The organism is Saccharopolyspora shandongensis (assembly GCF_900106995.1).
Lineage (GTDB): Bacteria > Actinomycetota > Actinomycetes > Mycobacteriales > Pseudonocardiaceae > Saccharopolyspora > Saccharopolyspora shandongensis.
Genome location: NZ_FNOK01000043.1, coordinates 40,432 through 53,140 on the forward strand (window position 1 = coordinate 40,432; position 12,709 = coordinate 53,140).

Genomic DNA, 12,709 nt, shown 5'->3' on the forward strand with positions numbered 1-12,709 from the left:
CGCTGGTCAACGGGGCTGTTCAGCGGTGGTCGTAGGCGGTGCGGGCCACGTGGATCTCGTCGATGTGGGATTCCGCCCAGGCCTTGGCCGCCTGCACCACCGGCAGCAGGCTCTCCCCCAGTCCCGTGAGCGCGTAGTCGACGCGAACCGGGACAGAGGGAGTCACGGCACGGGACACGAGTCCGTCCCGTTCGAGGTTTCGCAGGGTCTGGGTGAGCATCTTCTGGCTGACACCGGCGATCACGCGCGACAGATCGCTGTAGCGCTGCGGGCCGCCCGCGAGCGCGTTGAGCACGAGGCTCACCCACTTGTCGCTGATGCGGTCGAGCAACTGCCGGGCCGGGCACTCGGCGAGGTACGCGTCGTACGCGATTCGGGCTTCTTCGCGCCGCTGCGCGGCGGTCTGCGTGGCCACAGCACTCCCGTCTGCGTGCGCTACGCACCTTGAAGTGCGCACTTCCCGATGGAGAGTAGCTCTTCCTAGGTTCGTCATCAAGACGCGAAGGAACTAGGAGAACCCCATGCGAGCAGTCGTCATCCGCGCGTTCGGCGGAACCGAAGTGCTGGAGATCGCCGATGCGGCCGTGCCCGAGGTCGGGCCGCGGCAGGTCCTGATCCGGGTGGCGGCCGCCACGGTCAACCCGGTCGACCTGGCCACCCGGGCCGGCGCGCTCACCGATGCGGGCCTGCTCCCGGCGCGCGAGGTCATCGGGATCGGCTGGGATGCCGCCGGGGTCGTCGAGGCCACCGGCGACGAGGTCACCGGATTCCGGCCAGGCGACCGCGTGATCGGCATGTCGGACCGGCTGGACGTGCCGCTGGGCACCCAGGCCGACCACGTCGTCCTCGATGCGGACGCGCTCGCGCACGTGCCCCCGAGCATCGGCCTGGTGGAAGCAGCAGCGTTGCCGCTCAGCGGGCTCACCGCCGCCCAGGCACTCGACGCGCTCGCCCTGGATCCGGGCCGGACCCTGCTGGTCACCGGGGCCGCCGGGGCGGTCGGCGGCTTCGCCGTGGAGCTCGCGGCGGCTCGCGGCCTGCGAGTGGTCGCAACGGCCTCGGCACAGGACGAAACACTGGTCCGGAAGCTGGGCGCGGAGGTGTTCGTGCCGCGTGGCGCCCGCCTCGGCGAGGCCGTTCGCCAGCTGGTGCCCGGCGGCGCGGACGCGGCGATCGATGCCGCCGCCCTTGGCGCGGAAGCCCTCGACGCCGTCTGCTCGGGCGGAGCGTTCGCGGCTCTCGTCGGCGGCGCGGAGCCGCGCCCGCTGCGCGGCACCCGCGTCTTCAACCACTGGATCCGGGCCGATGGGAAGCGGCTCGCGGAGCTGGTCGCGCTGGTGGAGTCCGGCACGATCACCTTGCGGGTCGCCGAGGCCATGCCGTTGGACCGGGTCGCCGAAGCCCACGAGCGGCTCGCGCGAGGTGGTCTCCGAGGCCGCCTCGTGCTGGTGCCGTGAGCAGCAGAGCATTCCCAAGAGGGGGAAGAAGCGATGAAGACTCTGATCGTCCCCGGCGAACAGGAATTCCTCGATCAGTTCGGCGAAGCGCCCGAAGTCCTGGCAGAGCCTTGGATCCGAGGGGCCGAGTTCGAGCCCGAGAACGGAACCCTCGGGCTCAGCTTCGATCAGCTCGAGAACTCCATCCGGTTCGAGTGGCGTCAAGGCGATGACGTTGTGCGGCACTTCTTCCGCGAAGGAGCAACCGCTCTGCGCATCCGAACGGAGAAGAAGGAAACACACCTCGTTGCGGAGTTCGAGTCCGGGGAGCTGTCCGGAGAAGTGGACGTCAGGGTTTACCCGAGGATCGCGATCAAAGATTCCTTGCTCCGCAAGTGAAAGAGGAGTCCCCCGGCCATCCGATCTGCCCCTCTGACTCTTGGTGGCTCCGACGGCGCGCACGAGAATACCTGGCGGTACCACGCACGAAGCCAGGAAACGAGGTCACATGCCAACGCCCGGATTCTCGCCGGACATGCTCGATGGCGAGGGAGTACCCATCTGGATCACCGAGTTGGCCAGCGACGACCCGAACCACGCCGTGCACGTGGTCCGCGACCTCGAACCTGCGGACGCGCTGGAAGCGCTCGGCGCCAAACCCCGGTTGTTCCGGCCGTGCGAGCTGCCCCGAAGCAAGCCGGACGAGTGGACCTCCCTCCCGGCCGCGGCCCTCGCCGCCGAACCCGGGGCCGGTGCGACGCTGCTGGCAGGACGCATCGGCGCGTGGACATTCGTGTACGACGACGCGGGGTACACCGTCGGCGACGATGACACAACCGCCCTGTCCGCCAACGGTCGCGTAGCGGCCACGAGCATGTTCTCCATCAACGCCGACGCCAGCCTCACCTACGCCGTCGACGGGGAGGAGCTTGCCTGGATCAACGTCGACGACCTCGACCTGGCGGAGGATCTGCCCGGCATGCCGGCCGAACTGCGCGCAGCGTTCGAAGCGGCCGGCATCGTCGAACACGACTACCTCGATCCCGGCGAACCCGACTACGACATCTGCATGCGCGCGGTCTGCGCTTCTGCCGGCCTGTACTGCACTGTCGAAGACCTGCGTCGAATCCCGCTACTGGTCACACCGTTCGGCTGACCCCGCGCAAGTGTCGCCGAACCGCGGTCAGGCAGGGACCCGAGCGAGGCTCAGCCCAGGAAGTCCTGGATCGCCGCGAGCCACGGTTTCGGGTTCTCGGCACCGATGAGGTGCCCGGAGTCGACCTCGACCAGCCGCGCGCCGGGGATCTTCGCGGCGAGCTCGCCGGAGTTGTGCGGCGACACCAGGGTGTCCCGGGTGGTCGCGACGACCAGCGTCGGCACGGAGATCTTCGGCAGGTCGGCGCGGACCTCGACGGTGCGCAGCAGGTCGAGGTGGTCGCCGGTGCCGACCGGCACACCCTCGGCGGTGCTGCGGAACACCTCGTCCCAGTCGTCGATGGAGTTCAGCGCCGCCGGGCTGAAGCAGTTCAGCAGCACGAATCGCGCGAGCGCGTCCCGGTCCGGGCCGTCGAGCAGCTGCTGCCAGAGATCCAGGTTGAGCCGGAAGTGCCGGTCGGCGGCGGCGAATCCGGCGGTGAGCACCAGCGACGTGACGCGCTCCGGGTATCGCACGGCGGCCCGGACGGCGACCGGCGTGCCCATCGAATAGCCCAGCACGCCAAAGGTTTCCACGCCCGCGTCGACCGCCGACGCGACGACCTCGTCGACGAGCCGGTCCAGTTCGAGCGGCTGCTCGGCCTTCGGCGTGCCGCCCGAGCCCGGGTAGTCCGGCGCGACGATCGTGCGCTTCTCGGCGAGCTCGTCGATGAACGGGAAGTTCGCCGCGGCCGACCCACCCGCGCCGTGGGCCAGCAACAGCCCGGGTCCGGAACCACGCACCTCAACGGACAGAGACATCGACTTTTCCTTTCACATCAACATTTCGCCGAGCACCAGTGGCCGACAACGCGGCCAGCGCGGCGAGAATTCCGATACCGATGAGCCAGTGCGGTCCAGCACCGCCGTCGAGCGCCCGCCCTCCGATCCACGCACCGCCGGCGTTGCCGAGGTTGAACGCCGAGGTGTTCACGGCGACCGTCAGGGTCGGCGCGCCTGCTGCCGCCGCGAACGCCCGGGCCTGCAGCGCCGGGATCAGCGCACAGCTCACCGCCCCGAGCACGAACACCCCCACCGCCGCGGCCACCGGATTCCGCACGACCAGGCCGAAAACCGCGAGCACGACGGCCATTCCGGCGAGCAGCCCGCGAACCGAACCCCACGGCCGCAGGTCCGCCAACCGGCCGCCCACCAGGTTCCCCAGCAGCCCGCCCACGCCGAACGCCATCAGCAGCCAGGCCACCGCCCCGGCCCCGAAACCGGAGACGCCGGTGAGGATCGTGGCGATGTAGGTGTACGGCGTGAAGAGGGCGATCTGCGCGAGCACGGTGACCACCACGACCACGAGCACCTCCCGGCTGCCCAATGCCCTGATCTCCGCCCGCACCGAAGAGGTCCCGGTAGCCCGCGACGGCGGCACGGCGACCGCGACGACCACCGTGGCGACCAGGCTCAACGCGGCGATGGCCCAGAACGTGGTGCGCCAACCGAGCTCGTGACCGATGAACGTGCCCAGCGGCGCGCCGAGCACGGTCGCCAGGTTGAGCCCGGCGCTCACCACCGCGATCGCCCAACCGCGACGCTCCTCACCCACCACCGACACGGCCTGCACCAGGCCGACGGCGAAGAAGGTCGAGTGCACGAGCGCCGCGAGCACCCGCGCGATCATCACCAGCCCGAAGGCGCCGGCGACCGCAGCCAGCACGTTGCCCGCCGTGAAGACCGCGATCAGGCCGATGAGCAGCGCTTTCCGCGGCAGCCGCGTGGTCGCGGCGGTGACCACCGGCCCGGCCAGCGCGACCGTCAGCGCGTAGCCGGTGACGAGCAGGCCCGTCGTGCCGACCGACACCTGCAGGTCCGCGGCGATGTCCGGCAGGACGCCGATCACCGCGTACTCGGCGGATCCCACGGCGAACACGCAGGCCATCAGCGTCACCAGGGCCCAACCACTCCGCTGACTTCGCATGCCAACGACGCTAGAGTTTGACAGTGATGTCAGAGTCAACGACGCGTGAGCCGGATCTCATGAAGATCGGCGAGCTGTCCCGCCGCAGCGGCGTCAGCCAGCGCCGGCTGCGCTACTACGAACAGCAGGGCCTGCTCACCTCGGAACGAGCGCCGAGTGGCTACCGCTATTACCGAGAGGAAGCGCTGACGGTCGTCGCGCAGATCAGGAACCTGCTGGCAGCGGGCCTGAACACGGAGATGATCCGCACGGTCCTGCCCTGCGCGAGGGGCGAGCTACCGGTCCTCGAACCGTGCCCCGACCTCGTGGCGACCCTCCGAACCCAACTGGCGGCGATAGACGACCGCCTGACCTGCCTCCAACAAACCAGAACAGCCCTCGCCACCTATCTCGTAGCCACCGACCGGTAGCTGGGCGCCGGTCCCTACCGATGCAGCTCGTGGGCTCGGCCGCGCCGACTCGCTACGGTTGTGACGTATGACCACGCTGCCCGGCTGGATGCGCCCGCCGCGCGCTGAAGGCTGGTTCGCGGAGGATCTGGACCGCCTCCCCGAGGCACCTCGGCACACCGAGCTGATCGACGGAGCCCTCGTCTTCAGGACGACCCCGCAGCGGTCCTGGCACGGCCGTCTCGTCACCGGCCTGACCGTAGAGCTCGCCCGCCAAGCCCCAGTCGGCATCGAGGTCGAGCGGGAGATGACGATCCGGCTCGACGCGCGCAACAGGCCTGAGCCCGACCTGCTGGTCACCACGGCTCCGTTCGACCCGGACCGGACCTGGTACGAACCGCAGGACGTGCTGCTCGTGGCGGAAGTCGTCTCGCCGGAGTCCACACACCGCGACCGGACGGTCAAACTCCGCAAGTACGCCGACGCGGGCATCCAGCACTACTGGTACGTCGAGGACGAAGATTCATCCGCGGTCGTGCACGTCTACGAGTTGGACGGGCCCACCGGTGTTTACGCCCCCGCAGGCATCTTCCGCGGCACTCTCCAGCGGCCGGTGCCGTTCGAAATCAGCGTCGACCTCGACCGCCTCACTCCGCGCCGCTCCCGCTAGCGCGCGGCTCGCCGTGGTTCGAGGAAATCGAGCCGCTCGGATGCCTGGAGGCGTGCCCGGTCAGGCCTTCGGTCGGCGTTCGTTGCCGCGCTTGTAGTTGCCGGTCGCCTTCGCGAGGAGCAGTTGGTCGGACTCCTCGCTGACGCCGAGCGACGCGATCAAGCGCTGCGCACGGGCACCGGAGACCGTCACCACGACGCGGCCTCCTCGGCTCACCCGCACGCTCCCGGACTTCGTCACCGCGTACGCGAAGGGGTCGTCTTCCAGGCCCACTCTTCCCCCCGAGATCAGACGTCGAAGCAAAACCAGTGCTAGAGATCCACGATCAGGGCAGATCTTGGCAGAACTGCCGTCGGCCCACTAGAACGCGTTCGTCATCTCTCGTCCTCGCCGATGAGGTCGCGAATGGCGGCGGTGACCTCATCGGGCCTTTCCTCGGGGAGGAAGTGCCCGCAGGGCAGGACGTGCGTGCGCAAGTCGGGCGCCCAGTCGGCCCACACGCGCTGGGGGTCGAACGGCAGCACGGCGTCGCAGGGGTCCTGCCACATCGCCAGGACCGGCATCGTCAGCCGGCGGCCGGCGTCGCGGTCGATTCGGTCGTGCTCGGCGTCGACGAACGCCGACGATCTGCTCGACGATGTCCTCGCCGAAGTCGAGGCGCCGGCGACCGACATCGAAAAGCCGGCCGCCGGCCTGCACCGGCTCATGACATCGACCTACAACGTGCTCCTCGGCCACACCGACCTCGTGCCGCTCTACCTGAGCCGTCAGGGCGCCCGCGGCCCCAACGCACAGCGACTCGGGGCGATCACGACCGAACTCCTGCGCCGAGCCGACGTTCCCGAACCGGCGGCATCCGAGGCACTGCGGGTGCTGATCGTCTACACGATCGGATTCGCCGCGTTCACGAGTCACCTGCCCTCGGAGACCAGCACCGAGCACCAGCCGACCGCCGAGAAGATGCTCGACAACTTCAACCACGGATTGGGCTGGCTCCTCAACGGAATCCAGCAAAGCGGCCCCGGCCTCGCACACGACGCGCCTTCGGCCTGATCCTCGGCAAGCACGAAGGGCCGGGCCCGGGGCTCCTGCGCAGGAGCCCCAAGCCCAGCCCTTCGTGGGTTCGCGAGTCGGCGTTCGCCGACCTGCAGTGAGTCAACTACCAGCGGAAACGTCGCTGATCAGACGTTGAAGCGGAACTCCACGACGTCGCCGTCGGTCATGATGTAGTCCTTGCCCTCCATGCGGACCTTGCCCGCCGACTTGGCCTCCGCCATCGTGCCCGCCGCGATCAGGTCGGCGAAGGAGACGATCTCCGCCTTGATGAAGCCGCGCTCGAAGTCGGTGTGGATCACCCCGGCCGCCTGCGGCGCCGTCCAGCCCTGGCGGATCGTCCAGGCGCGCGCCTCCTTCGGCCCGGCCGTCAGGTAAGTCTGCAGGCCCAGCGTGTGGAAGCCGGCGCGGGCCAGCGCGTTCAGGCCCGGCTCCGCCTGGCCGATCGACTCCAGCAGCTCGCGCTGGGACTCCTCGTCCAGCTCCTTGAGCTCCGCCTCGACCTTGGCGTCCAGGAACACCGCGTCGCCGGGCGCGACCAGGTCGCGCAGTTCCTTCTGCTTCGCCTCGTCGGCCAGCACGCCCTCGTCCGCGTTGAACACGTAGAGGAACGGCTTGGTGGTCAGCAGGTTGAGCTCGCGCAGGTCCGGCGTGTCCTTGCCCAGGCCCGCGGCGAACAGGGTCTGACCGGAGTCGAGGATCTCCTTGGCCTGCTGCGCGATCTCCAGGGCCGGCCGCTTTTCCTTGTGGGTGCGGGCTTCCTTCTCCAGCCGCGGCAGCGCCTTGTCCAGGGTCTGCAGGTCCGCCAGGATCAGCTCGGTGTTGATCGTCTCGATGTCGCTGGACGGGTCCACCCGGCCGTCGACGTGCACCACGTCGGGGTCGTCGAAGACGCGGATGACCTGGCAGATCGCGTCGGCCTCGCGGATGTTGGCGAGGAACTTGTTGCCCAGCCCCTGCCCCTCGGAGGCACCCTTGACCAGGCCCGCGATGTCGACGAACGACACCGTCGCGGGCACCGTCTTCGCCGAGCCGAAGACCTCGGCGAGCTTGTCCAGCCGCTCGTCCGGCAGCGGCACCACACCGACGTTCGGCTCGATGGTGGCGAACGGGTAGTTCGCCGCGAGGGCGTCGTTGCTGGTCAACGCATTGAACAGGGTGGACTTGCCGACGTTGGGCAGCCCGACGATTCCGAGGGTGAGACTCACACCCCGGAGTCTAGGTGCTCGCTCGCGGCGGCATCGGGGCCGGTCGCGCGGGGGTGCGCGGATGCACAGCCGGGGTGGCACCCGCGCCCCGCGTCGTCAGTCGTCGTCCTGCTCGCCACCCTGCTGGTCGTCGCCGTCCTGCTGGTCGCCACCCTGCTGATCGTCGCCGTCCTGCTGCTCCTGCTGCTGCTCAGGGGCGGGCGCCGGTTCGTTGCACCCGGCCGCGACCACCAGCGTGAACGCGGCGCCCGCAGCGGCGCCGAGGACCTTGAAGCCACGCCTGGTGCTGATCTTCGTTTGAGCCATGCCGTGACAATAGGGATGAAACGTGCAAAATGCACCCGTCTCGATCGAAATCCCCCGCGCGGGGGAGGCGGTCCCAGCCCGAGCGGGAGGTTCGCGGGCCTCTGGATCACGAGCATTGCCGGTGAGTTCAGCCGATCCCACCAGGAGCCCGAGATGCTCAAGCCGAGCGGGGCGGCGCTGATCGCGTCGGCCTTGACCTTCCTCTCCTTCGAATCGCGGCACTTCTTGCCGCGCGGTTTCGTCATCATCGATCTCCCGGCCTGGGCGACGCCGCTGGCCGCAGCAGGCGGCGTGCTCGGCGCGGCGCTGCTGCTTTCGCCGCTGCGAGCCCGCCGCACGCTCGTCGCGATCAACAGCGCTGCCGCATTGCTGCTGCTCTGGGCGGCCGGCGGCATCCTGTTCGACCTGTTGAGGCTGTTCGGCCTGATGGCTCTGCCGCCGGACTGGCCGATGTTCGCCACTCGCGCCTTCGCGTTGACCAGCGCGATCCTGCTGTTCCGGGCGACGGTCCTGCGAGTTCGAGAGCTCGTCGGGACTTGCGGTCGCTGCGGCGGCCCCGCCTCGCCACCACCGCGCCTGCTCGGCTACCTCGGCGTCCTGTTCGCCCTGCCCTACCCGGTGCTCAAGACCAACTGGGCGCTGGGCGGCACGATCGGGCTGGACTACCCGGACCCGGCCCGGGACGGGTTCACCAGCGGCTGGTTGGTCGTGCCCGCCGCGCTGATCGGCATCGTGCTTTCGCTGGCGCTCGTGCACCGGTGGGGTCGGATCTGGCCACGCTGGGTCCCCGGCCTCGCCGGACGCCCGACGCCGCGAGGGCTGCTGCTCTTCGGCGGCTGGTTCGGCACCGGGCTGCTCTTCACGATGGGGCCGGCCGGTTTCGCCACCGCCGTCGCCGACCTGATCTCCGGCCCGTCGGCGAACGCGATCCCCGGGATGCACTACTGGCCCGGGGCGCTGTTCTACGTGAGCTGGGCGTTCTGGGCGCTGGTGCTCGGGCCGTCCGTCTACCTGTACCAGCGGGCGACCCGGCGGAAGCCGTGCGAAACCTGCGATCGCGTGCCCGTCCTGCAGGGATGATGTCGCCATGCCGTCCCGACTGATCAGACCGTTCACCGCGCGAACCACGTACCGCCGGTGGGTGCACCTGATCCTCGGGGCCGTCCTGGCCGTCCCGTCCCTGGCGGTGGCCTGGACGGTGCTCGGGCCGCTGCTGGGCCCGGGCATCGGGCTCGGGCTCCCGCCCGTCGTGGTCGGTCTCGCGCAGGGCGCCTTCGTCGTGCTCGCCGTGGTGGCCACCGGGTTGCTGCCTGCGACGCGGTCGCTGTCGGGAGCCGCGGCGAAGGCGCTGCTCGGGCTGCCGGAAACGGGCACCGCCGACACCTGGCCGGACCGGTGGCGGACCGTTTGCTGGCTGGCCGTCCACCTGGTGCTCGGCTCCGGTGTCGGCCTGCTGACTCTGATCGTGCCGCCGTTCATCCTGATCCTGTTCGCCGACCCGCTGCTGCACCTGCCGCCCGAGCTCACCGGCATCCCGCTGTACCGGGCGCTCGGCATCGGGCACTGGTGGGCACCGCTGGTCGGCGCTGGCCTGATCGTCGCGGGCTTCCACCTGGTCGCGGCGGTCGGCGCGGCGCTGGCCCGGCTCGCTCCGGCATTGCTGGGCCCGTCCGAGCACGAGCGGCTGCGGCGCCAGGTCGAGGAGCTGTCCGAGCGGAACCGGATCGCCTCCGAGCTGCACGACTCGGTCGGACACGTGCTGAACGTCGTTGCGCTGCAAGCGAGTGCGGCGAACCGGGTGCTGGACAGCGACCCCGCCTTCGCCCGGGAGGCGCTCGCGGTGATCGCGGATTCGACGCGAACCGCCCTCGCCGACCTGGATCGCGCGCTGGGCAGCCTGCGATCCTCCACTTCGGACTACCCGGGCTTGGCAGACCTCGACGACCTGGTCCGCTCCACCGAGCTGGCCGGCCTGGCGGTGCGCCTCGAAGTCCAGGGCGACCCGAGCCCGGTCCCGCCGCAGGTAGGCCGCGAGACCTACCGCGCGATGCGCGAGGGTCTCTCCAACGCCTTGCGCCACGCGGGCCGGGCGGAGGCCGCGGTGCGGATCACCATCGACACCGGTGCACTGGAGCTGGAGATCATCAACCTCCTGGGCTCGTCGGCTCCCGGTCACGGCTTGGGTCTGAGCGGCATCAAACGCCGAGCGAAGGCTCTCGGCGGCCACGCCGAAGGCGCCGCGCACGGCGACGACTGGCGGCTCCACGTCCATCTTCCCTGGTGAACCACTGTCCGCGCCGGGATGCGCCCGTGGCACAGCGCGGCGCAATACGCTCGGTGGCGTGAGCGAAGCCACGACCGTGCTGGTCGTCGACGACGAGCCGCTGATCCGTTCCGGGCTGCGGGCCCTCATCGATGCCGAACCCGACCTGACCGTCGTCGGGGAGGCCGCCGACGGCGCCGAGGTCGTCCCGCTGGTGCGGCGGCTGCGGCCGGACGTCGTGCTGATGGACGTCCGGATGCCCGGCGTCGACGGAATCCAGGCCACCACCGCGATCCTGGATTCGGTGCCGGAGCCGCCGCGCATCGTCGTGATCACCACCTTCGAGCACGACGACCACGTCTACGGTGCGCTGCGCGCCGGCGCGACCGGGTTCCTGCTCAAGCGCTGCCAGCCCGAGGAGCTCGCGCAGGCCATCCGGATCGCGGCGCGCGGCGAATCGCTGCTGTTCCCGGTCGCGATCCGCCGACTGGCCGCGCCGCACCGCGCGAGCCGCCCGCAGGTCGAGCTCACCGAGCGGGAAGCCGAGGTCCTCCGCCTGGTGGCGCGCGGGATGTCCAACGGCGAGATCGCCGCCGAGCTGTTCATCGGCGTGCAAACCGTCAAGACCCACGTCGGCAACGTGCTGGCCAAGCTCGGCGCCCGGGACCGCACGCAAGCAGTCGTGTTCGCCTACGAGTCGGGCTTCATCAGCGTGTCCGATTCCCGCTAGTACCGGTGTCGGTCCGCTGGCACCATCGAAGACATGCTGGTGGGAACAGAAGAAGCACTCCGGGCCGTAGCCTCGCGCGATGCGCGCTTCGACGGCTGCTTCATCCACGCCGTGCGCACCACGGGCATCTACTGCCGCCCGTCGTGCCCGGCACGCACGCCGAAGCCCGACAACAGCCTGTTCTACCCGACGGCCGCCGCCGCGCAAGCCGCCGGCTTCCGCGCCTGCCGCCGATGCCTGCCGGACGCCGTGCCGGGGTCGCCGGAGTGGAACCTGCGCGCCGATCTCGCCGGCCGCGCAATGCGGCTGATCAGCGACGGCGTCGTGGATCGCTGCGGGGTGCGCGGGCTCGCCGACCAGCTCGGCTACTCGGAACGGCACCTGACCAGGGTGCTCACCGCCGAGCTCGGCGCCGGGCCGCTCGGGCTCGCGCGGGCGCACCGCGCGCACTCGGCGCGGATCCTGATCGAGACCACCACGATCCCGTTCGGCGACGTGGCGTTCGCTGCCGGATTCTCCAGCCTGCGCCAGTTCAACGACACGCTGCGCGAGGTCTTCGGCGTGACCCCGACGGCGATGCGCGGGCGCGCGCAGCGGCGCAGCGAGGCCCGCGGCAGCGCCGGTGCCGTCCAGCTGCGCCTGCCGTTCCGGGCTCCCTGCGATGTGCCAGGCGTGCTGCGGTTCCTCGGCGAACGAGCGCTGACCGGCCTGGAAGATGCCGGGCCGGACCACTACACGCGCGCGCTGCGCCTGCCGTACGGCACCGGAATCGCCACGCTCCGACCGCACGAGAAGTACGTCGCCTGCACGCTGCGGCTCACGGACCTGCGCGATCTCGGCAGCGCGGTGTCCCGGCTGCGGCGCCTGCTCGACCTCGACGCCGATCCGGCCGCGATCGGCGAAGCGCTCGGCGCCGACCCGGCGCTGCGGTCGGCCATCGCGCGGACGCCCGGGGTTCGGGTGCCGGGCAGCGTCGACGGGCTGGAGGTCCTGGTCCGCGCCGTGATCGGCCAGCAGATCTCGGTGGCGGCGGCGCGCAAGACGACGGAGCGGCTGGTTACCGCGCTGGGCGAGCCGCTGGCCCACCCGGAAGGTGCGGTGACGACGCTCTTCCCGACGCCGGAGGTCCTCGCGGAGCGGGCGCTGGAAGTCCTGCCCGGTCCGCGGCGGCGGGCGGAGACCGTCCGCGCAGTCGCGGCGGCCGTCGCCGACGGAAGCCTCGCGCTGCACACCGGACGAGACGAAGCCGAGCTGCGGGAAGATCTGGAGAGCATCCGCGGCATCGGCCCGTGGACGTCGAGCTACGTCGCCATGCGCGTGCTGGGCTCCCCAGATGTGCTGTTGACCGGTGATCTCGCGCTGCGACGGGGCGCAGGGGCCCTCGGGCTGTCCGAAGACCCGGCGGCGATCCAAGCGCATGCGCGGCGCTGGAGCCCGTGGCGCTCCTACGCCGGCGTGCTCCTGTGGGAGGCGGCCGCCGACGCCACGTCGCAGTTGCAGCTCGCTTCCTGACCCGGCCGCAGAACCATTGGA

Annotated in this window: 17 protein-coding genes; 10 read left to right on the forward strand and 7 right to left on the reverse strand. The window is 70.6% G+C overall.

What is annotated here, in order from left to right; translation table 11 throughout:
* Window positions 1-19: 19 nt before the first annotated feature.
* Window positions 20-415, reverse strand: a complete 396-nt coding sequence (locus tag BLW84_RS33000) for a winged helix-turn-helix transcriptional regulator (protein ID WP_093273477.1) — start codon at window positions 413-415, stop codon at window positions 20-22.
* A gap of 106 nt (window positions 416-521) precedes the next feature.
* Between BLW84_RS33000 and BLW84_RS33005 the strand changes: the two genes are divergently transcribed.
* The 3 genes from BLW84_RS33005 to BLW84_RS33015 all read left to right on the forward strand — a co-directional run bounded on the left by BLW84_RS33005 (window position 522) and on the right by BLW84_RS33015 (window position 2,592).
* A complete protein-coding gene (locus tag BLW84_RS33005; protein ID WP_093273480.1) occupies window positions 522-1,457 on the forward strand; it encodes an NADP-dependent oxidoreductase in 936 nt (311 codons plus the stop codon).
* A gap of 33 nt (window positions 1,458-1,490) precedes the next feature.
* Window positions 1,491-1,835, forward strand: coding sequence for a hypothetical protein (locus BLW84_RS33010; RefSeq protein ID WP_093273481.1), 345 nt, complete (start codon window positions 1,491-1,493; stop codon window positions 1,833-1,835).
* Between the two features lie 109 nt (window positions 1,836-1,944).
* A complete protein-coding gene (locus BLW84_RS33015) occupies window positions 1,945-2,592 on the forward strand; it encodes a DUF6461 domain-containing protein (RefSeq protein ID WP_093273484.1) in 648 nt (215 codons plus the stop codon).
* A gap of 50 nt (window positions 2,593-2,642) precedes the next feature.
* Here BLW84_RS33015 and BLW84_RS33020 read toward each other — a convergent pair whose 3' ends face one another.
* Together BLW84_RS33020 and BLW84_RS33025 are read right to left on the reverse strand one after the other, a co-directional pair.
* Window positions 2,643-3,392, reverse strand: coding sequence for an alpha/beta fold hydrolase (locus tag BLW84_RS33020; RefSeq protein WP_093273486.1), 750 nt, complete (start codon window positions 3,390-3,392; stop codon window positions 2,643-2,645).
* Window positions 3,376-4,557, reverse strand: a complete 1,182-nt coding sequence (locus tag BLW84_RS33025) for an MFS transporter (RefSeq protein WP_093273489.1) — start codon at window positions 4,555-4,557, stop codon at window positions 3,376-3,378. The genes BLW84_RS33020 and BLW84_RS33025 overlap by 17 nt, the downstream gene beginning before the upstream one ends.
* Window positions 4,558-4,616: 59 nt before the next feature.
* On the opposite strand from BLW84_RS33025, the gene BLW84_RS33030 reads away from it, so the two are divergent.
* Window positions 4,617-4,967: a MerR family transcriptional regulator gene (locus tag BLW84_RS33030; protein ID WP_093273491.1), complete on the forward strand. Its 351-nt coding sequence runs from the start codon at window positions 4,617-4,619 to the stop codon at window positions 4,965-4,967.
* A 67-nt stretch (window positions 4,968-5,034) separates the two neighbouring features.
* Window positions 5,035-5,616: a Uma2 family endonuclease gene (locus tag BLW84_RS33035; RefSeq protein ID WP_093273494.1), complete on the forward strand. Its 582-nt coding sequence runs from the start codon at window positions 5,035-5,037 to the stop codon at window positions 5,614-5,616.
* Window positions 5,617-5,676: 60 nt separating this feature from the next.
* Here BLW84_RS33035 and BLW84_RS33040 read toward each other — a convergent pair whose 3' ends face one another.
* A complete protein-coding gene (locus BLW84_RS33040; protein ID WP_093273496.1) occupies window positions 5,677-5,889 on the reverse strand; it encodes a hypothetical protein in 213 nt (70 codons plus the stop codon).
* Window positions 5,890-5,990: 101 nt separating this feature from the next.
* Complete coding sequence (locus tag BLW84_RS33045; protein ID WP_177226824.1) at window positions 5,991-6,323, reverse strand: alpha/beta fold hydrolase; 333 nt, start codon at window positions 6,321-6,323, stop codon at window positions 5,991-5,993.
* On the opposite strand from BLW84_RS33045, the gene BLW84_RS33050 reads away from it, so the two are divergent.
* Window positions 6,322-6,669 carry a hypothetical protein gene (locus BLW84_RS33050; protein ID WP_093273499.1) on the forward strand — a complete coding sequence of 116 codons (348 nt, stop codon included), beginning with the start codon at window positions 6,322-6,324 and terminating at the stop codon, window positions 6,667-6,669. The genes BLW84_RS33045 and BLW84_RS33050 overlap by 2 nt on opposite strands.
* Before the next feature lie 128 nt (window positions 6,670-6,797).
* Here BLW84_RS33050 and ychF read toward each other — a convergent pair whose 3' ends face one another.
* The gene (gene ychF, locus BLW84_RS33055; RefSeq protein WP_093273502.1) at window positions 6,798-7,877 is read right to left on the reverse strand and encodes a redox-regulated ATPase YchF; all 1,080 of its coding nucleotides are present in this window, start codon (window positions 7,875-7,877) and stop codon (window positions 6,798-6,800) included.
* Between the two features lie 96 nt (window positions 7,878-7,973).
* Window positions 7,974-8,183, reverse strand: coding sequence for a hypothetical protein (locus BLW84_RS33060; RefSeq protein ID WP_093273504.1), 210 nt, complete (start codon window positions 8,181-8,183; stop codon window positions 7,974-7,976).
* A gap of 153 nt (window positions 8,184-8,336) precedes the next feature.
* Here BLW84_RS33060 and BLW84_RS33065 point away from each other — a divergent pair, with 153 nt between their 5' ends.
* From BLW84_RS33065 to BLW84_RS33080, 4 genes are read left to right on the forward strand one after another with little or no spacing between them, the layout of a single operon-like run.
* Window positions 8,337-9,263: a hypothetical protein gene (locus tag BLW84_RS33065; protein WP_093273507.1), complete on the forward strand. Its 927-nt coding sequence runs from the start codon at window positions 8,337-8,339 to the stop codon at window positions 9,261-9,263.
* Window positions 9,264-9,270: 7 nt separating this feature from the next.
* On the forward strand, window positions 9,271-10,467 hold the full coding sequence (locus tag BLW84_RS33070) for a sensor histidine kinase (protein ID WP_093273509.1): 1,197 nt from the start codon (window positions 9,271-9,273) through the stop codon (window positions 10,465-10,467).
* A 58-nt stretch (window positions 10,468-10,525) separates the two neighbouring features.
* Complete coding sequence (locus BLW84_RS33075) at window positions 10,526-11,176, forward strand: response regulator (RefSeq protein WP_245761555.1); 651 nt, start codon at window positions 10,526-10,528, stop codon at window positions 11,174-11,176.
* 33 nt (window positions 11,177-11,209) lie between these two features.
* Window positions 11,210-12,688 (forward strand): AlkA N-terminal domain-containing protein, encoded by a 1,479-nt coding sequence (locus BLW84_RS33080; RefSeq protein ID WP_093273512.1) that lies wholly within the window; start codon window positions 11,210-11,212, stop codon window positions 12,686-12,688.
* Window positions 12,689-12,709: the final 21 nt, after the last annotated feature.

What these genes read in the sequence shown, in the direction of transcription:
- BLW84_RS33005 (WP_093273480.1), top strand. Translation starts at nt 522, where the DNA reads ATGCGAGCAGTCGTCATCCGCGCGTTCGGCGGAACCGAAGTGCTGGAG.
- BLW84_RS33010 (WP_093273481.1), top strand. Translation starts at nt 1,491, where the DNA reads ATGAAGACTCTGATCGTCCCCGGCGAACAGGAATTCCTCGATCAGTTC.
- BLW84_RS33015 (WP_093273484.1), top strand. Translation starts at nt 1,945, where the DNA reads ATGCCAACGCCCGGATTCTCGCCGGACATGCTCGATGGCGAGGGAGTA.
- BLW84_RS33020 (WP_093273486.1), bottom strand. Translation starts at nt 3,392, where the DNA reads ATGTCTCTGTCCGTTGAGGTGCGTGGTTCCGGACCCGGGCTGTTGCTG.
- BLW84_RS33025 (WP_093273489.1), bottom strand. Translation starts at nt 4,557, where the DNA reads ATGCGAAGTCAGCGGAGTGGTTGGGCCCTGGTGACGCTGATGGCCTGC.
- BLW84_RS33030 (WP_093273491.1), top strand. Translation starts at nt 4,617, where the DNA reads ATGAAGATCGGCGAGCTGTCCCGCCGCAGCGGCGTCAGCCAGCGCCGG.
- BLW84_RS33035 (WP_093273494.1), top strand. Translation starts at nt 5,035, where the DNA reads ATGACCACGCTGCCCGGCTGGATGCGCCCGCCGCGCGCTGAAGGCTGG.
- BLW84_RS33050 (WP_093273499.1), top strand. Translation starts at nt 6,322, where the DNA reads ATGACATCGACCTACAACGTGCTCCTCGGCCACACCGACCTCGTGCCG.
- BLW84_RS33045 (WP_177226824.1), bottom strand. Translation starts at nt 6,323, where the DNA reads ATGAGCCGGTGCAGGCCGGCGGCCGGCTTTTCGATGTCGGTCGCCGGC.
- BLW84_RS33060 (WP_093273504.1), bottom strand. Translation starts at nt 8,183, where the DNA reads ATGGCTCAAACGAAGATCAGCACCAGGCGTGGCTTCAAGGTCCTCGGC.
- BLW84_RS33065 (WP_093273507.1), top strand. Translation starts at nt 8,337, where the DNA reads ATGCTCAAGCCGAGCGGGGCGGCGCTGATCGCGTCGGCCTTGACCTTC.
- BLW84_RS33070 (WP_093273509.1), top strand. Translation starts at nt 9,271, where the DNA reads ATGCCGTCCCGACTGATCAGACCGTTCACCGCGCGAACCACGTACCGC.
- BLW84_RS33080 (WP_093273512.1), top strand. Translation starts at nt 11,210, where the DNA reads ATGCTGGTGGGAACAGAAGAAGCACTCCGGGCCGTAGCCTCGCGCGAT.